Source organism: Aminobacter sp. BA135, from assembly GCF_050859125.1.
GTDB lineage: Bacteria > Pseudomonadota > Alphaproteobacteria > Rhizobiales > Rhizobiaceae > Aminobacter > Aminobacter ciceronei.
In genome coordinates this window covers 5,029,155-5,045,902 of record NZ_CP139572.1, presented here as the reverse complement: position 1 = coordinate 5,045,902, position 16,748 = coordinate 5,029,155, and the positions used below count along the sequence as shown (strand labels likewise).

Annotated in this window: 18 protein-coding genes; 16 read left to right on the top strand and 2 right to left on the bottom strand. The window is 61.1% G+C overall.

The features are described from left to right. Nucleotides 1-72 precede the first annotated feature (72 nt). Genes SLT36_RS24595 through SLT36_RS24545 form a run of 11 tightly spaced genes read left to right on the top strand, consistent with a single transcriptional unit; the run spans nt 73 to nt 9,824 of the window. The gene (locus SLT36_RS24595; protein WP_027033450.1) at nt 73-486 is read left to right on the top strand and encodes a CopG family transcriptional regulator; all 414 of its coding nucleotides are present in this window, start codon (nt 73-75) and stop codon (nt 484-486) included. Further along, nucleotides 483-1,451: a P-type conjugative transfer ATPase TrbB gene (gene trbB / locus SLT36_RS24590; protein ID WP_069091251.1), complete on the top strand. Its 969-nt coding sequence runs from the start codon at nt 483-485 to the stop codon at nt 1,449-1,451. Before SLT36_RS24595 ends, trbB begins: the two co-directional genes overlap by 4 nt. Nucleotides 1,452-1,462: 11 nt before the next feature. Further along, the gene (locus SLT36_RS24585) at nt 1,463-1,771 is read left to right on the top strand and encodes a TrbC/VirB2 family protein (protein ID WP_010914020.1); all 309 of its coding nucleotides are present in this window, start codon (nt 1,463-1,465) and stop codon (nt 1,769-1,771) included. Then, nucleotides 1,771-2,043: a VirB3 family type IV secretion system protein gene (locus SLT36_RS24580; RefSeq protein ID WP_006329217.1), complete on the top strand. Its 273-nt coding sequence runs from the start codon at nt 1,771-1,773 to the stop codon at nt 2,041-2,043. Before SLT36_RS24585 ends, SLT36_RS24580 begins: the two co-directional genes overlap by 1 nt. After that, a complete protein-coding gene (gene trbE, locus SLT36_RS24575; protein WP_143977245.1) occupies nt 2,037-4,487 on the top strand; it encodes a conjugal transfer protein TrbE in 2,451 nt (816 codons plus the stop codon). Before SLT36_RS24580 ends, trbE begins: the two co-directional genes overlap by 7 nt. Beyond that, nucleotides 4,484-5,209: a P-type conjugative transfer protein TrbJ gene (trbJ, locus tag SLT36_RS24570; protein WP_432284815.1), complete on the top strand. Its 726-nt coding sequence runs from the start codon at nt 4,484-4,486 to the stop codon at nt 5,207-5,209. The genes trbE and trbJ overlap by 4 nt, the downstream gene beginning before the upstream one ends. A 30-nt stretch (nt 5,210-5,239) precedes the next feature. Continuing rightward, a complete protein-coding gene (trbL, locus tag SLT36_RS24565; RefSeq protein WP_006329225.1) occupies nt 5,240-6,562 on the top strand; it encodes a P-type conjugative transfer protein TrbL in 1,323 nt (440 codons plus the stop codon). Then, entirely contained in the window at nt 6,563-7,288 is a 726-nt protein-coding gene (gene trbF, locus SLT36_RS24560; RefSeq protein ID WP_109671454.1) for a conjugal transfer protein TrbF, read from the top strand. An 8-nt stretch (nt 7,289-7,296) separates the two neighbouring features. Continuing rightward, nucleotides 7,297-8,313, top strand: coding sequence for a P-type conjugative transfer protein TrbG (gene trbG, locus SLT36_RS24555; protein ID WP_167514785.1), 1,017 nt, complete (start codon nt 7,297-7,299; stop codon nt 8,311-8,313). A gap of 11 nt (nt 8,314-8,324) precedes the next feature. After that, entirely contained in the window at nt 8,325-9,539 is a 1,215-nt protein-coding gene (locus tag SLT36_RS24550; RefSeq protein ID WP_143977242.1) for a TrbI/VirB10 family protein, read from the top strand. A 12-nt stretch (nt 9,540-9,551) separates the two neighbouring features. Continuing rightward, nucleotides 9,552-9,824 carry a DUF2274 domain-containing protein gene (locus SLT36_RS24545; RefSeq protein ID WP_143977241.1) on the top strand — a complete coding sequence of 91 codons (273 nt, stop codon included), beginning with the start codon at nt 9,552-9,554 and terminating at the stop codon, nt 9,822-9,824. Nucleotides 9,825-10,352: 528 nt separating this feature from the next. Here SLT36_RS24545 and hemN read toward each other — a convergent pair. Further along, nucleotides 10,353-11,702, bottom strand: coding sequence for an oxygen-independent coproporphyrinogen III oxidase (gene hemN / locus SLT36_RS24540; protein ID WP_143977249.1), 1,350 nt, complete (start codon nt 11,700-11,702; stop codon nt 10,353-10,355). A gap of 156 nt (nt 11,703-11,858) precedes the next feature. Between hemN and SLT36_RS24535 the strand changes: the two genes are divergently transcribed. Continuing rightward, nucleotides 11,859-12,614, top strand: coding sequence for a Crp/Fnr family transcriptional regulator (locus SLT36_RS24535; RefSeq protein ID WP_143977240.1), 756 nt, complete (start codon nt 11,859-11,861; stop codon nt 12,612-12,614). 3 nt (nt 12,615-12,617) lie between these two features. Here the strand turns inward: SLT36_RS24535 and SLT36_RS24530 are convergent, their stop codons facing one another. Continuing rightward, entirely contained in the window at nt 12,618-13,157 is a 540-nt protein-coding gene (locus SLT36_RS24530; protein ID WP_019856553.1) for a hemerythrin domain-containing protein, read from the bottom strand. 129 nt (nt 13,158-13,286) lie between these two features. Between SLT36_RS24530 and ccoN the strand changes: the two genes are divergently transcribed. From ccoN to ccoP, 4 genes are read left to right on the top strand one after another with little or no spacing between them, the layout of a single operon-like run. Then, a complete protein-coding gene (ccoN, locus tag SLT36_RS24525) occupies nt 13,287-14,897 on the top strand; it encodes a cytochrome-c oxidase, cbb3-type subunit I (protein WP_097572454.1) in 1,611 nt (536 codons plus the stop codon). 11 nt (nt 14,898-14,908) lie between these two features. Beyond that, entirely contained in the window at nt 14,909-15,640 is a 732-nt protein-coding gene (ccoO, locus tag SLT36_RS24520; protein ID WP_006329238.1) for a cytochrome-c oxidase, cbb3-type subunit II, read from the top strand. A 10-nt stretch (nt 15,641-15,650) separates the two neighbouring features. Further along, complete coding sequence (locus SLT36_RS24515; protein WP_027033462.1) at nt 15,651-15,800, top strand: CcoQ/FixQ family Cbb3-type cytochrome c oxidase assembly chaperone; 150 nt, start codon at nt 15,651-15,653, stop codon at nt 15,798-15,800. Between the two features lie 2 nt (nt 15,801-15,802). Then, nucleotides 15,803-16,666, top strand: coding sequence for a cytochrome-c oxidase, cbb3-type subunit III (ccoP, locus tag SLT36_RS24510; RefSeq protein WP_019856557.1), 864 nt, complete (start codon nt 15,803-15,805; stop codon nt 16,664-16,666). The last annotated feature ends 82 nt before the right edge of the window (nt 16,667-16,748 follow it).

Sequence of the window (16,748 nt, the reverse complement as noted above, 5' to 3'; positions counted from 1 at the left end):
AGCAATTTTGGGCATCTCGATAATGCTTGTTCCGCCGCCGGCCCGCCAGCGCCGGCCAGTTGGAACAAGCGCATGAAGCCCCACCGCATTCGTCACCAGTTTCTGCTCGAACCGGAATTGAGCGAGAAGCTGGACAACCTCAGCCGCGATCCCTCGACCACAAAATCCGCGGTCGTCGCGAAGGCCGTAGAAGCTTTCATCGAGCGGCGTGGCGAGAATGAACTCGATCGGCGCTATGGCATGAGGCTGGACCGTCTTTCCCGCGACCTCAGTCACGTCAGGCGCGATGTCGACATGACATTGGAAAGCTTGGCGCTCTTCATCCGCTTTTCGATCACGCTTCATGCCCACACGCCTGTTCCGGACAAGGCGACACAGGCGATTGCTCAGGAGCGTTTCGACAAATTCGTCGAGCAGGTCGGTCGCCAGATCGCATCGGGGAAACGCTCGCTTGGCAAAGACAATGGCGGAGGAGGGGAAGGATGAGCGCTCATCCAGAGGCCGACCACCGACGCCGCGCCATGCTGCGCACCGCCATGGGTCCGACGATCACTGAGGCGCTGGCCGATCCATTGGTCATCGAGGTGATGGTCAATCCCGATGGCGCGCTGCGGCTCGACCGGCTGGGAGAAGGCCGAATCGATACGGCCGTGCATATGCATCCTTCCGAGGCGGAACGCATCATCCGCCTAGTCGCTTCCCACGTGCGTGCCGAGGCGCATGCGGACAATCCGATTGTCAGCGCCGAATTGCCATCGGGCGAACGCTTCGAGGGACTGCTGCCGCCTGTCGTGCTGGCGCCTTGCTTTGCCATCCGCAAACCAGCCGCAAAGCTCTACACGCTGGCCAACTATGTTGCGGATCGCATCATGTTGCCGCTGCAGGCCGATGCGTTGATAAAGGCAGTCCGAGAACGGCGCAACATCCTTGTCGCCGGAGGCACGTCGTCGGGTAAGACGACGCTTGCCAATGCGCTGCTGGCCGAAGTCGCCGAATGCGACGAGCGAGTGATCCTCATCGAGGACACCCGCGAACTGCAATGCGCAGCAAAGGACTGCGTTGCCCTGAGAACCAGGCGGGGCTCGGTCACACTCGCCGATCTCGTGCGCTCGACGCTCCGGCTCCGCCCCGACCGCATCATCGTCGGTGAAGTCAGGGGCGCGGAAGCGCTGGACATGCTCAAGGCATGGAACACCGGGCACCCCGGCGGCATCGCCACGGTTCATGCCAATTCGGCGCGCTCTGCCCTCTATCGCATCGAGCAGCTTGCACAGGAAGCTGTCGTCACCGTGCCGCGCCGCCTCATCGCCGATGCCATCGATCTCATCGTCTTCATCGCGGGGCGCGGCTCGTCGCGCCGCATCGATGCAATCGCTGAGGTCACAGGTCTCGACGGCAGCGGCGACTACGCCGTCACCCCACTCACGCCTCCGCAACTCCAGCAACTCTGAAAGGCCCCCTTATGCGCAAGAAGCTCCGCTTTCTTTCGTTTGCCGCGCTCGCGTTTCTTCTCACAGTTCCGGCGCACGCTGCCGGCTCCGGCATGCCTTGGGAACAGCCGCTGCAGCAGATCCTGGAATCGGTGCAGGGACCGGTCGCCAAAATCGTCGCGGTGATCATCATCATCACCACCGGCCTGACCCTTGCCTTCGGCGATACTGCAGGCGGTTTCCGCCGGCTGATTCAGATCGTCTTCGGCCTGTCGATCGCCTTCGCCGCATCGAGCTTCTTCCTCTCGTTCTTCTCCTTTGGCGGCGGGGCGCTCGTCTGATGGCCGCCGGAGTGCAACATATCGAGGGCTTCGAGGTTCCCGTTCACCGGGCATTGACTGAACCGATCCTGCTTGGCGGCGCGCCGCGGGCGGTGGCGATCCTCAACGGCACGGTGGCTGCGGCCATCGGACTAGGCTTGCAGCAATGGATTGCCGGGCTAGTGCTCTGGCTTGGCGGCCACACGCTCGCGGTCTTTGCCGCAAGGCGCGATCCCGACTTTGCCAGCGTGCTTGTCCGTCACCTTCGCCTGAGGGGATGGCTCGCATGCTGAACCTTTCGGAATATCGCGGCAAGGCCGACCGGCTTGCCGACCATCTGCCCTGGGCAGCACTGGTGGCGCCCGGCATCGTGCTCAACAAGGACGGCAGCGTTCAGCGGACTCTTCGGTTTCGCGGGCCCGATCTGGAAAGCTCGACCGAAGCCGAACTCATCGGCATCTGCGCCCGGGCCAACGATGCGCTTAGACGCCTTGGCTCCGGCTGGACATTGTTTTTCGAGGCCGAGCGCATCGAAGCGCTGGGCTATCCGTCCTCGCGTTTCCCGGACGCGGCGTCATGGCTGGTTGATGAAGAACGGCGTGCTGCCTTCGAAGGCAAGGTCGCGCATTTCGAGAGCCGCTATCACCTGACCTTGCTGTCCATGCCGCCACCGGACGCCCAGGCGCGGGCGGAAAGCGCGCTCGTCGACAAGCATCATTCAGAAGGCGAAAGAGACTGGCGCCAGGAGATGGCGCGGTTCCGTGACGAGACCGACCGTGTGCTGGATCTTCTGTCGGGCTTCATGCCCGAAGTGCGTCCGCTCGATGACGCCGAGACGCTGACATACCTGCACGACACGATCTCGACCCGCCGCCATCCGGTCGCCGTGCCGGAAACGCCAATGTATCTGGACGGCATCCTGGTCGATGTGCCGCTTACCGGCGGCTTGGAGCCGATGCTGGGTGAGCAACATCTTCGCACACTTACCATCCTCGGCTTTCCGAACCTCACCCGGCCCGGAATCCTCGATGCCCTCAATCATCAGGATTTCGCCTATCGCTGGATGACGCGCTTCATTCCGCTCGGCAAGACCGAGGCCACCAAGACGCTGACCCGCTTGCGCCGGCAGTGGTTTGCCAAGCGCAAATCGATCGTCGCAATCCTGCGCGAGGTTGTAAGCAACGAACCCGTTCCGCTCATCGACAGCGACGCCGACAATAAGGCGCTCGACGCCGATGAAGCACTTCAGGCGTTGGGCGGCGATCATGTCGGCTTCGGGTATCTCACTGCAACGGTGACGGTATGGGACGAGGATCGCCAAGCCGCCGCTGAGAAACTTCGCGCGGTCGAGCGCATCATCAATGGGCTCGGGTTCACCACCATCCGCGAAAGCGTCAATGCGGTCGAAGCCTGGCTCGGCTCGCTGCCGGGTCATGTCTATGCCAACGTTCGTCAGCCGCTCGTTCACACGCTGAACCTTGCCCATCTCATGCCGCTTTCCTCGGTGTGGGCCGGTCCTGCGGCGAACGAGCATCTGGCTGAATTCACTGGACGAGAGGCCCCGCCGCTCCTCATCGCCGAAACCAGCGGGTCGACTCCGTTCCGGCTTTCTTCCCATGTCGAAGATGTCGGCCACATGCTGATCGTTGGACCGACCGGCGCCGGAAAATCGGTGCTGCTTGCCCTGATCGCCCTGCAGTTTCGTCGCTATGCCGCCGCGCAGGTCTATGTCTTCGACAAAGGCAATTCGGCGCGCGCGGCAACGCTCGCCATGGGTGGAGAGCATCATGTATTGGGTTCGGACGGTGCGCTTGCCTTCCAGCCACTGCGCAATATCGGTGATCAGGGTAGGCGCAGCTGGGCAGCTGAATGGATCGCCGGCCTGATTGCCCATGAGAACGTCACCCTCACGCCGGAGGTGAAGGAGGCGATCTGGTCGGCGCTCAACAGCCTCGCCACCGCGCCGGCGCAGGAGCGCACGCTGACCGGTCTGTCGGTCCTGCTTCAGTCCAATGCACTGAAGTCCGCCTTAATGCCCTACACGCTCGACGGTCCCTTCGGCCGATTGCTCGATGCCGACGACGATCGGCTGGCCTTGTCGGATGTGCAGTGCTTCGAGACCGAGGAGCTGATGCATAGCCAAAGCGCTGTGCTGCCTGTGCTCACCTATCTCTTCCATCGCCTTGAGGAGCGGTTCGACGGGCGACCGACGCTGCTCATGCTCGATGAGGCCTGGGTCTATCTCGACAATCCGCTTTTTGCTGCCCGCATCCGCGAATGGCTGAAGGTGCTGCGAAAGAAGAACGTATCGGTGATCTTCGCCACGCAGTCGCTTGCCGACATCGCCGGCTCTGCAATAGCGCCGGCGATCATCGAGAGCTGCCCACAGCGCATTTTTCTCCCCAATGATCGTGCCGTGGAACCGCAGGCACGGACTGCCTATGAGCGCTTCGGTCTCAACGACCGGCAGATTGAACTGATCGCCCGGGCCACGCCGAAGCGGCACTACTATTTGCAGTCGCGCTGCGGCAACCGTCTCTTCGAGCTCGGGCTCGGCCCCATCGCGCTTGCACTTTGCGGCGCCTCGGGTCCAGCCGCGCAAAGCCTGATCGACAGGGTCCTGTCCAAGCACGGGCAGGACAGCTTTGTCTTTCGCTTCCTCGGCGCCCGCGGCCTGGATTGGGCGGCCGAGCTTCTCCAGCAATTCCCTCAACCAACCAAGGAGCAATCGTCATGATGCGGCGCCGCTTTCTCTCGGGCCTGATCACCCTTTCGTTGATCGCCAAGCCGATGGCCGACTACGTGCAGCCGGCCTACGCGCTCATCGTGTTCGATCCGTCGAACTACGCACAGAACGTGCTCACGGCGGCGCGCTCGCTGGAGCAGATCAACAACCAGATCCAGTCGCTCCAGAACCAGGCGACCGTGCTGCAGAACATGGCACGCAATCTTCAGAGTCTGGATTTTTCTTCCGTGGGTCAGCTTACCGGCTCGCTCCAACGGATCGACGGTCTGATGGACCAGGCGAGTGGCCTGAGCTTTGATCTCAACAAGCTTCAGGACCAGTGGCGTAATCAATATCCGGAAAGCTACGACGCCACGATCAAGGTCAGCGATGTGGCGAGCGCCGCACGTGACCGCTGGCAAAGCGCAATGCAGGCATTCTGTCAGACCATGGGTGTCCAGTCGCAGATCGTCGAGAATGTTCGCGGTGATGGTGACCTGCTTGCCGATCTCGTCAACCGCAGCCAAGGCGCGGCCGGTGCGCTTCAGGCAAGTCAGGCCACTAACCAGCTCCTTGCGCTTTCGACCAAGCAGCAGATGCAGATCCAGACGCTGCTCGCAACGCAGTTCCGCGCTGAGGCCGAGGATGCGGCGCGCAAGGCGCAGTCCGAGGAGGCCGCGCGCGAGACAACAAAGCGCTTCCTCGGCACAGGCAGGGCCTATCCCGGCAACTGATCACCAATCTCTGACGACGAGGAAGGCGGCATGAACGACCTTGGGGTCATTGATCGCTTCATGGAGACCTTCATCCGCTACATCGATAGCGGGTTCGGTCTGCTCTCGGGCGATGTCGCCTTCCTTACCACGACCCTGATCGGCATCGACGTCACACTTGCCGGCCTCGCCTGGGCATTCGGCGGCGAACCCAACATATTCGGCCGGCTCATCCGCAAAGTGCTCTATGTCGGCGTCTTTGCCTTCATCTTGAATAACTTCAAGAACCTCGCCGACATCATTTATCGGTCCTTTGCCGGTCTCGGCATCAATGCGTCATCCGGCAACCTATCTGCCGACAATCTCCTGCATCCGGGCCGCATTGCCGCAACCGGTTTCGAGGGCGCCTGGCCGCTTCTCGATCAGGCAAGCCAGCTTCTCGGCTTCCCAGAAATCTTCGGCAACGCGCTCACCATCTTCGTGCTGCTCGTGGCCTGGTTCCTGGTCATCATCGCCTTCTTCATCCTCTCCATCCAACTCTTCATCACCATCCTCGAATTCAAACTCACCACTCTGGCCGGATTCATTCTTGTGCCCTTCGCGCTTTGGAACCGGTCCGCGTTTCTCGCCGAGCGCGTGCTCGGCAATGTCATCTCGTCGGGCATCAAGGTGATGGTGTTGGCCGTCATCATCGGCATCGGCTCCACGCTCTTTGGCGAGTTCGCTTCCGCGCTGCAAGGCAAGGAGCCGGATCTGGCCGCCGCCATGTCACAGGTCCTGGGCGCCTTGGCGCTCCTTGGTCTCGGCATTTTCGGACCTGGGATAGCCTCCGGTCTTGTCTCGGGCGCGCCGCAGCTTGGCGCGGGCGCCGCACTTGGAACCACGGCAGCCGCAGCCGGTGCATCGCTCGTTGCCGCAGGCGCAGCATTTGCCGGCGCGCGCATGGCAACCGGCAGCGGTCTCACCGCACTCCGTGCCGGCACGACCATGGGGTCAGCGGCTTCTACGGCCTGGCAGATGGGGCGCGCAACATCGCCCGAGTCCGGCCTGCCCGGTGTAGCTGCTGGAATGCATGGTGTGACCAGCGCCGCCGGCGGCGCCGCAATGCGGGCGGCACGATCTGCCGCAGGAGGCTTCGGGCGCAGCGTTGATGCCGGGCGCGAAGCTGCCTGGACCGCGACCGGTGGTGCGCCGACCGCATCCATGACCGGAAGCCCTACTGGTCCGGTCGCTGATGCCGCGCCCGGCTGGGCCAGGCGCCTGCGTTCCGAACAGACAGCCCGTGCCCACCGTCACGCCGCCATGCAGGCCGTCCGTGAAGGCGACAGGCCGGGAGGCAGCGCCAATCCCTCTCTCAACGACAAGGACGACTAAATGCTATTCAAGCGACCCATTCAACGTTACGGCAAGACGCCCGAGCCGGTCACGCCGTATCAGAAGGCCGCGCAGCTCTGGGACGAGCGCATAGGCTCATCTCGAGTGCAGGCCCGCAACTGGCGGTTCATGGCTCTTGGCTGTCTGACCTTGGCGGCCGGACTTTCCGGCGGACTCGTGTGGCAGTCGATCCAGAGCCGCGTCGTGCCTTACGTCGTCGAGGTCGACGGCTTCGGCGAGGCACGCGCCGTTGCACCGGCAATCCGGGACTACGAGCCCTCCGATGCCCAGATCGCGTGGCATCTCGGCCGCTTCATTCAGAATGTCCGTTCCGTTTCCACCGATCCGGTGCTGGTGCGGCAGAACTGGCTTTCGGCCTATGACTTCGCCACCGACCGCGCGGCGCTCTTTCTCAACGAGTACGCCAAGGCGAACGATCCTTTCGGCCAGATCGGCACACGCAGCGTGTCGGTGCAAGTGACCAGCGTGGTCAGGGCTTCCGACAGCTCGTTCCAGGTCAAATGGGCCGAGCAGGTTTTTGAGCGCGGCAGCCTTGCCAGCACGACGCGCTGGACCGCGATCCTCACCATCGTGATCCGCCCGCCAAGCAATACTGACCAACTGCGCAACAACCCGCTCGGCGTCTTCATCAACGCCATCGACTGGTCGCGCGAGCTCGACAGTGCTGCGCCGACGTCCGTTTCCCCAAAAGGAGTCCACCAATGAAGAATAGAATGTCGCCGGTCCGTGCCGTGCTGATCCTGTCGGCCTCTACAGCGGTCCTCTCCGCCTGCGCGTCGAAGCCGGTACCGCCGCCTGAGATTTACTATGATGCTGCCGATTTCAAACCAGCCGCAATCGAGAAGCCGCCGGAGAAGCCGGTCAAGATAGTCGAGGTGCCAAAGCCGCTGCCGCTACCCGGTCAGTTACAGCCCAATCCGGGCAGGGTGGCCGAAGACAAGCGCTCTCCTGAAGAACGGGTCTCCGATGCCAATAAAGCAGCGACGCAGCAACCCACCAGGTATGGGTACATGAATGCGGTTCAGGTCTATCCATTCGCCGATGGCGCGCTCTATCAGCTCTACGCCGCACCGGAGCGCGTTACCGATATCGCACTCCAGCCGGGCGAGAAGCTAACAGCCGTGTCGGCCGGCGACACGGTGCGTTGGGTGATCGGCGATACCGTCAGCGGCACCGGTGACAATCAGCGCACCCATGTGCTGGTAAAACCCTTCGCGCCGGGGCTTACCACCAATCTGGTGATCACCACAGAACGACGCACCTACCATTTGCAGCTTCAAAGCACCGAGAAAACCTCAATGGCGGCGATCTCCTGGAGCTATAGCGAGGACCAGATCATCGCGCTACGCCAGCGCAACGCTCAAGCCGAGGCTGCCATGCCGGTAGCTTCGAATGTGGCGCTCGAGAATATCCGCTTCCGGTATTCAATCACCGGCGACACACCACCCTGGAGGCCGATGCGCGCTTTCGACGATGGCAGCAAGGTCTATATCGAATTCCCCCGTCGCATTGATCAGGGTGAAGCGCCTCCTCTCTTCATCGTCGGCGCCGATGGCAATGACCAGCTCGTCAACTTCCGTATGCGCGGCAACTATTACATCGTCGATCGCCTCTTTGCTGCCGCCGAACTGCGCCTCGGCGCCAAACAGCAGCAAGTGGTGCGCATCACCAGGACTGACGGCCGGCAACCGCCGCGGCGGATTCCGCTCTTTGCGCGGCCCAGCAGGTGAGGGGAGCGCTCATGACCGATACTTCCCGATCCGATGCGCCGCCGAAACTCGATCCCGAGCAGCTGCAATTGCGAGCCTCGCCCCGCCGCGCTGTCCGATTCAGGCGCGGTCTGATCGTCGCCATCGCTGCAGTCGGATCCGGTGCCATTCTGGGCGTCACGATGATGGCGCTTCAAGGACCGGCATGGCGTATCAAGCACCAGGCAGAGGACCGCTATAACACCGAGCGCAAGCCACCCGCCGAGGGACTAGAAGCGCTTCCCAAGGACTATTCCGGGATCATGCCGAAGGCCCCTGTGCTCGGACCGCCACTGCCCGGCGACCTCGGTCGCCCCATCCTTGAACGCCAACGTCAGCTCGGCATCGCGCCAGGGCAGGATATCTCCGCCGAGGAGCAGCGCCTTGCCCAGCAAGCAATTGAGGCGCGCGAGTCGCAAGTCTTGTTCCGGATCGACAATCGACCCAGACAGACAGATGTCGCCGGCGGCGGGCCGAGTGCGCAGCAGCCGTCTGAGGCGCTTCCGCAATCCGGAGCGACGCGCGTGTCAGCTTCCGTTGCCCCAGCCGAGGGTGACCAGAACAACCAACAGCGCAAGCTCGATTTTATCAGTCAGCGAAACACAAGCGGGATCTACAATCAGCACGCGCTGCAGACGCCGGCCTCGCCCTACCAACTGATGGCCGGCAGCGTGATCGCGGCCAGTCTCGTCACCGGCATAAATTCCGACTTGCCTGGCCTTGTCGTCGCGCAGGTCACCGAGAATGTGCACGACACAGTCACCGGCAGCATTGTGCTCATTCCGCAAGGCTCACGCCTCATCGGCACTTATGACAGCGTCGTGGCTTTTGGGCAGAGGCGCGCATTGCTGGTCTGGCAGCGAATAATCCTGCCCGACGGTTCCTCGATCGAAATCGACAATCTGCCAGCGACGGATACTGCCGGCTATGCCGGGCTTGAAGACAAGGTCGATTTTCACACCTGGCAGCTGATCAAGGGAGTTGCTCTAGCGACGCTACTGGGCGTTGGTACCGAGTTGAGCTTTGGGGAAAACGAAAGCGACCTAGTTAAGGCGATCCGGGAATCCACTCAGCAAAACATCAGTCAAGCCGGCCAGCGCATCACCGAAAAAAACCTGAATATTCAACCCACCATTATCGTCCGCCCCGGTTGGCCCCTACGCGTGATTGTACACAAGGATCTTGTGCTGCGCCCATACCCGACTTGAACAGGAGTAATCATGGCAGATCTGAAACTTGGAAAGCTTCCAGACCGGACACCTTCGAAGATGACCATCACCGTTAGCGCGGACCTGAACCAAGCACTCAAGGACTATGCGGCGCTTTACCGCCAGACCTATGGCGAGTCTGAAACGGTAGCGGAACTCATACCGTTCATGCTGGCAGGGTTTCTGGAAGGTGACAGAGCGTTTGCCAAGGCCAGAAAGGAAAGCTTGCCTGCCGCCGGCATGTCAGAGAAATCGCGACGCATGTCAGGTTCAGATTCCGAGTAATCGAAGCATAAAGTTGGTCAATTGGCGCAGCCGCCCGGGTGCCTAATTTCCCGGCGGTCGCGGCCTACCGATCCGTCATGTAAGGCCTATGCGCGAACTTCGAGCAGCTGGAGGTCAAGTAAGTGCCGGGGCGGCCCGGAAACCGCGAACAAGGCGCAGGGCGTGCTAGCCGCACTCATGCATGGTTTCAGACACGTGGGAACGCCGTGTGGTTGTTACTCAGAATGAGCTCATCTCAAAGGGGTATTCAAGAGCCGCAGCGCTGAGTAGCGGAAGCCGCAATGGGGTGCGTCGCTGACATTCAGTGAAAGACTGGGCCGAACAATCCAACCTGCTTTAAGTGGAGCCCTGCCTGCAGGGTTCCGGCGGGTCCCAGCCCTCTGCCATGCGACCCCCTTTGGGAAATACCCGTGTCGTCACACCATCGTAAAGTGGCGTCATATGCACTATCGAATTGTTAGCTGCTGGTTTCGGGGATTTTGAGGAGGTTCGCGATCGACTGAAGACGGTGACGTTCGTCTGTGGCACTCAGACTGCCACTGAGTGCCTGGCCGTTCCACTTTCGAAATATTTGTCGAACTTCGCTGCAATGCTCCTTACAAAGGGACGACTTTCCGCCGATACGACGTAACTGTCACCTTGGAGTTCAAGCGGTCGAGCAGGGTCGCCAATGGCGATGGAGCTTGCTTGGAAAAGAAGCTTTTGTCCGGCTTCCCCGAAGCGTTCCACCAGATCGGCTGCTGAAAAGCCGAAATCGCACATCAAGCGCTCGATGATCCAGCCGCGAACACGGTCATCTTCGGAAAACGCGATGCCGCGGACCGTGGCCAGATGTCCCCCCTCGACCATGCGTCCATATTCGGCTGTCGACGGCATGTTCTGCGAATAGCCCTGTCGAAACCGGCTGATCGATGACGGCCCGAGCCCGATCAGTGTTTCGCAGCGATCCTCGGTGTAGCCCTGGAAATTGCGGCGGATTGTTCCCGCGCGAGCCGAGACTGCAAGCGCATCATCCGGCTTGGCGAAATGGTCTATTCCAATCGCCTCGTATCCGGCGCCCATGATCAGACGGGCGGCAATTTGCCACTGAGCGAACCGTTCGGCCGGACCTGGCAACCATGCCTCGTCGATCATAGTCTGATGCTTCTTGAACCAAGGCACATGCGCGTAGCCGAACAGCGCCATCCGGTCCGGCTCCAGAGTCAGCGCCTGCGCCACGGTGGAACAGACGCTCTCCCTGGTCTGATGCGGCAGGCCGTAAAGCAAATCGAGGTTCACGGACCCTACGCCGCGAGAGCGAATGCCGTCGACAACCGCCTTGGTCTGCAAAAAGCTCTGCTCGCGGTTGATCGCCTTCTGCACCTTCGGATCGAAATCCTGAACGCCGAGGCTCGCCCGCGCCATGCCGATCTCGGCAAGTGTATCAAGGCGGGCTTCGTCCATGTCGTTGGGTTCGATTTCGACGCTGATCTTCGCATCGGCAAGAAAATCGAAGCTATCCCGCAGGACAGTTCCCAAGGCTATCATATCCTCGGGCTTCAGCATGGTCGGCGAGCCGCCGCCGAAATGCACGGCGCGGACATGGGCCTTGCCGCCGACAAGACCGGCGACAGTCGCGATCTCCGCGTGAAGCGAGCGGAGATACGAAGCCACCGGCTCGTAGCGGCGGGTCTGCTTTGTATGGCACGCACAGAACCAGCACAGCCGGTCGCAATAAGGGATGTGCAGGTAGAGCGAGACCTCGTCACCGCTTTCGAGCGCCTTCAACCAGCTTCGATAGACATCAGCGTCGACGCCAGGATGGAAATGCGGCGCGGTCGGGTAACTGGTATAACGCGGGACGTTCTCGCCAAGCCTGGCAGCTAAATTCGGTCTCATTTGGTGGTCCGCCGTTTTTGCCTCGCCGAAGTCTGGACGCGTCGAAGAGCCAATGCCCTGATTTCGGTCAGCCTCCAGCACGGACAAACTGCCGCAAGGATTTCTCTGCCATCGCTTGCTATCCTGCCGAAACTTGGGATCGGTAGCGCGAGCGTAATGACAGTACGGCAAGACATTCACAGCTCCGGCATTCCCGTTCTTTGCCTGTCTTGCGCAGCACGACATCGCGGCGTCTGCGGTGCGCTCGATCCAAACCATTTGGTTGGGCTCGCCAAAACTTCGTCGCGGCACAAGCTCGAGCCGGGGGTCGAACTGATCGCCGACGCCGAGGCCGTCGACAGCTATTCAAACTTGCTTTCAGGCGTTGTGAAGCTGACGAAGTGCCTTTCGGACGGCCGCCAGCAGATTGTCGGTCTTCGGTTCGCACCGGATTTTCTGGGACGGCCCTTCAAGGTGAAAAGCACGATCAATGTGGAAGCGGCAACCTCCGTCTCGCTGTGCTCGTTTCCGAAGGCGGCCGTTGAACGGATAATAAAGGAATCACCGGGACTCGAGCATCGCCTGCTCAAGCAGACGCTGGACGAACTCGACGAGGCACTTGAATGGATGGTGACTCTCGGGCGCAAGACCGCACCGGAGAAGGTGGCGAGCTTTCTCCTCATGATCGCCCGGAATATGGATTCCAGTATCGACCCGGCGGCTGGGTCGGCATGCTTCGATCTGCCGCTGACACGTGCCGACATCTCTGATTTCCTTGGACTGACGAACGAGACCGTGAGCCGCCAGCTTACGCGATTGCGGGCTGACGACGTGATCCGGATCGAGAACAAACGCCATGTAACGGTCGACAGCATGAGCCGGCTGGAGCAGCACTGCGGCGGCCGAGGCGCGCGGCAACCGGCCTTTGAATGAGACCTAAGCGTCGGGGCCTTCGTCGCTTATTACGATCCGCGGCAGGACATGCTCGCGTTCGAAAGCGATGTGTCGCCGCAAGCCTTCGAAGAAGCCGCGTAGCATGAATCCGACAGCTTCCGCGCTCTCTATCGGATCACCATGACCGATCGCTAGGAGCGTTTCGGCCACCTCGCCAGCGAAGCATTGATCCTCAAGGTGCTCGATGCGCAACCGGCTGGTAGAGGCAAGTTTGGCCTCGGCCGGAGTCAAGTGCGCCTCATACGCAGGGAAAATCACCCTCTCCTCAAACCCATGAATGTCACGGAGCAGCGGAACGATCTTCTTGGCCGTTCCAAGACATTTGAGGCGGTCGACGTTCGGCAGTGCATCGGCAATGCTTTCCAGCGAGAAGCAGAGCTCCAGCTTTTCCCGATGGGCAAGCTTCATGACCTCGCCCGGAATCGCCTCTGTGCCGACCTGGCGCGAGAAAGCCGCACTTGTCCATGAGCGGGTTGGCCCGTGCTGCGTTTCCTTGTTCAAATCGCCACCTTCTGATTGCACCGAACTCGATGCTGCCCGAAGCAAAATCGTGCGGCTCTGACATGGATCAGGGCGAGCAGGCGGCAACTACGGAATTAATGCACCGCGGATTTGGCGTCCGCGCATTGGAATCCTGGTCGGGGACATGTCATGAAATTCGGCACGGAGATCGTCGTTCTAAGCCTGTTTGCTTTTGCGGCCCTGGTGGCTGCCGGCTTCGGCGTAGAAGGACCTTTTCGCCAGCATATGGGGGTTTTGTTCTTCGCCGTGGCTGGCTTTACCGCGATCCTGCTGCGCAACACAGATTTCAAGCCGGCGGCTCCGATCGACACCTCCGCCTACATGGATGGCCCGATCCGCTACGGAGCCATTGCAACGGTATTCTGGGGCGTCGTCGGCATGCTCGTCGGTGTGATCATTGCCCTGCAGCTGGCATACCCTCACCTCAACATCCAACCCTGGTTCAATTTCGGCCGGCTGCGGCCGCTGCACACATCCGGCGTCGTCTTCGCCTTCGGCGGCAACGCTTTGCTTTGCACGTCTCTCTATGTCGTGCAGCGCACGTGCCGCGCCCGGCTGTTTGGCGGCAAACTGGCCTGGTTTGTGTTCTGGGGTTACCAGCTGTTCATCGTCATGGCCGCGACCGGCTACCTGCTCGGCATCACCGAAGCCCGCGAATACGCCGAACCCGAATGGTATGTGGATCTCTGGCTGACCATCGTCTGGGTCGCCTATCTCATCCTGTTCCTCGGCACGATCCTGAAGCGCAAGGAACCGCATATCTACGTCGCCAACTGGTTCTACCTGTCCTTCATCGTGACAATCGCGATGCTGCATGTGGTCAACAATCTGTCGATGCCGGCGTCGTTCCTGGGCTCGAAGAGCTACTCCGCCTTCTCCGGCGTCCAGGACGCCTTGACGCAATGGTGGTATGGCCACAACGCCGTCGGTTTCTTCCTCACCGCCGGGTTCCTCGGCATGATGTATTATTTCGTGCCCAAGCAGGCGAACCGGCCGGTCTATTCCTACCGCCTGTCGATCGTCCACTTCTGGGCGATCATCTTTCTCTACATCTGGGCCGGCCCGCACCACCTGCATTACACCGCCTTACCCGACTGGGCGCAGACGCTCGGCATGGCGTTCTCGATCATGCTGTGGATGCCCTCATGGGGCGGTATGATCAATGGCCTGATGACGCTGTCTGGCGCCTGGGACAAGCTGCGCACCGATCCGATCATCCGCATGATGGTGATGGCAGTCGCCTTCTACGGCATGTCGACCTTCGAAGGTCCGATTATGTCGATCAAGACGGTCAATTCGCTGTCGCACTACACGGACTGGACCATCGGCCATGTCCATTCCGGCGCGCTCGGCTGGGTTGGCATGATCTCGTTCGGCGCAATCTACTACATGGTGCCGAAACTGTGGAACCGTGAACGTCTCTATTCGCTGCGGCTCGTCACCTGGCACTTCTGGCTGGCGACGCTCGGAATCGTCGTCTACGCCGCGGTGATGTGGGTTTCCGGCATCATGCAGGGCCTGATGTGGCGCGAATACGACGAGCAGGGTTTCCTCGTCTACTCCTTCGCCGAAACCGTCGCCGCCATGCATCCCTTCTACGTCATGCGTGCCATCGGCGGTGCGATGTACCTCACCGGCGCCCTGCTCATGGCCTGGAACGTGACCATGACCATTCTTGGCCACCAGCGCGAAGAGCAACCAATGCCAGGTTCCGAGCCCGCCCTCCGGCCTGCCGAATAGGGAGCCAGACAATGGGCTTGATGGACAAACACGCGATCATCGAGAAGAACGCCACGCTTCTTCTCGTTGGCTCTCTTCTTGTCGTGACCGTCGGCGGCATCGTCGAGATTGCGCCGCTTTTCTATCTCGACAACACGATCGAGAAAGTCGAAGGCATGCGGCCCTACTCGCCACTGGAACTCGCCGGACGCAACATCTATGTGCGCGAGGGCTGCTACCTCTGCCACAGCCAGATGATCAGGCCTTTCCGGGACGAGGTCGAGCGCTACGGCCACTACAGCCTGGCCGCCGAGTCCATGTACGACCACCCCTTCCAGTGGGGCTCGAAGCGCACCGGCCCTGACCTTGCACGAGTCGGCAACCGCTATTCCAACGAATGGCACGTTCAGCACCTTATGGATCCACGTTCGGTGGTGCCGGAATCTATCATGCCTCGCTATGCCTTCCTGAAGGACGCTCCGATCGAGGTGAAGGACTTCTCGACGCATCTGGTTGCGAACGCGCGTGTTGGCGTCCCGTACTCCGATGACATGATCGCGCACGCCAATGCCGATCTGATGGCCCAGGCCGACCCGAATGCCGATGCCTCCGGCGTCGAGAAACGCTATCCGAAAGCCAAAGTCGGTGATCTGGACGGCAATCCGCAGCAGGTGACCGAGATGGATGCCCTCGTCGCCTATCTGCAAATGCTGGGAACACTGGTCGATTTCAAGACCTATGACGATGCAGCCGGCTACCGCTGAGGGGGACGCAATGAGCTATAATTTGATGCGGGAATTCGCGGACAGCTGGGGTCTGCTTGCCATGGCGCTCTTCTTCGTCGGCTGCATTGCCTTTGCCTTGCGTCCCGGCGGCAAAACACAGGCCGATCAAGCCGCCCAGATTCCACTCAAGGACGACTGATCATGAGCAGCGAGCATATCGATGAAGTCTCGGGCATCTCAACGACCGGTCATGAATGGGACGGGATAAGGGAGCTCAACAACCCATTGCCCCGATGGTGGGTGATAACCTTCTACATCACCGTCGCTTGGGCGGTGGCTTATACAATTGCGTATCCGGCTTGGCCGATGCTGTCTTCCGCGACCAAGGGTGTGCTTGGCTATTCCAGCCGCAACGCTGTCAAGATTGAGCTGGCGGCTGCCGAAGCCGCCAAGGGCAAATATGTCGCGGCCATCCAGCAGAAGACCGTATCCGAGATTGCAGCCGACGACGCGCTGCGTGAATTCGCGGTAGCGGCCGGCGGAGCTACCTTCAAGGTCAATTGCGTGCAATGCCACGGCTCGGGCGCCCAAGGGTCGAAGGGATTTCCAAACCTGAACGACGATGACTGGCTGTGGGGCGGCACGACCGAGCAGATCCAGCAAACGATCGCGCACGGCATCCGTTTCGCATCCGACCCGGATACTCGGCAGTCGGAAATGCCCCCCTTCGGTGACATCATCACGCCCGAACAGATCGCACAGGTCGGCGCCTATGTCGCCAGCCTCTCGGGCAAGGTCCAGGATGCAAGTCTTATCGAGCCCGGCGCCAAGGTATTCGCGGAAAACTGCGTCGCCTGTCATGGCGATAATGCGAAAGGCAACAAAGAGCTCGGCGCGCCCAATCTGACCGATGCGATCTGGCTCTACGCACCCGGCGAGACAGCCATCGCCGTCCAAGTCCGCGCGCCGAAGCACGGTGTCATGCCGGCCTGGATCGGGCGTCTCGGCGAGACCAAGGTTAAGGAACTTGCGGTTTATGTCCATTCGCTTGGCGGCGGAGAATAGGAACGGAAGCCTATTCTCGGCCCTCCCCGCCAAGCGACGGGGCCCGGCACGAGTCGGGCCCCGACACCATTCCGGCATGCGG

Bases quoted from the DNA above. Each gene is read 5' to 3' on its own strand.
- trbL (WP_006329225.1), top strand. From the start codon at position 5,240: ATGAACGACCTTGGGGTCATTGATCGCTTCATGGAGACCTTCATCCGC.
- ccoP (WP_019856557.1), top strand. From the start codon at position 15,803: ATGAGCAGCGAGCATATCGATGAAGTCTCGGGCATCTCAACGACCGGT.
- trbB (WP_069091251.1), top strand. From the start codon at position 483: ATGAGCGCTCATCCAGAGGCCGACCACCGACGCCGCGCCATGCTGCGC.
- ccoO (WP_006329238.1), top strand. From the start codon at position 14,909: ATGGGCTTGATGGACAAACACGCGATCATCGAGAAGAACGCCACGCTT.
- SLT36_RS24585 (WP_010914020.1), top strand. From the start codon at position 1,463: ATGCGCAAGAAGCTCCGCTTTCTTTCGTTTGCCGCGCTCGCGTTTCTT.
- trbJ (WP_432284815.1), top strand. From the start codon at position 4,484: ATGATGCGGCGCCGCTTTCTCTCGGGCCTGATCACCCTTTCGTTGATC.
- SLT36_RS24545 (WP_143977241.1), top strand. From the start codon at position 9,552: ATGGCAGATCTGAAACTTGGAAAGCTTCCAGACCGGACACCTTCGAAG.
- ccoN (WP_097572454.1), top strand. From the start codon at position 13,287: ATGAAATTCGGCACGGAGATCGTCGTTCTAAGCCTGTTTGCTTTTGCG.
- trbE (WP_143977245.1), top strand. From the start codon at position 2,037: ATGCTGAACCTTTCGGAATATCGCGGCAAGGCCGACCGGCTTGCCGAC.
- SLT36_RS24515 (WP_027033462.1), top strand. From the start codon at position 15,651: ATGAGCTATAATTTGATGCGGGAATTCGCGGACAGCTGGGGTCTGCTT.
- SLT36_RS24535 (WP_143977240.1), top strand. From the start codon at position 11,859: ATGACAGTACGGCAAGACATTCACAGCTCCGGCATTCCCGTTCTTTGC.
- SLT36_RS24595 (WP_027033450.1), top strand. From the start codon at position 73: ATGAAGCCCCACCGCATTCGTCACCAGTTTCTGCTCGAACCGGAATTG.
- hemN (WP_143977249.1), bottom strand. From the start codon at position 11,702: ATGAGACCGAATTTAGCTGCCAGGCTTGGCGAGAACGTCCCGCGTTAT.
- trbG (WP_167514785.1), top strand. From the start codon at position 7,297: ATGTCGCCGGTCCGTGCCGTGCTGATCCTGTCGGCCTCTACAGCGGTC.
- trbF (WP_109671454.1), top strand. From the start codon at position 6,563: ATGCTATTCAAGCGACCCATTCAACGTTACGGCAAGACGCCCGAGCCG.
- SLT36_RS24550 (WP_143977242.1), top strand. From the start codon at position 8,325: ATGACCGATACTTCCCGATCCGATGCGCCGCCGAAACTCGATCCCGAG.
- SLT36_RS24580 (WP_006329217.1), top strand. From the start codon at position 1,771: ATGGCCGCCGGAGTGCAACATATCGAGGGCTTCGAGGTTCCCGTTCAC.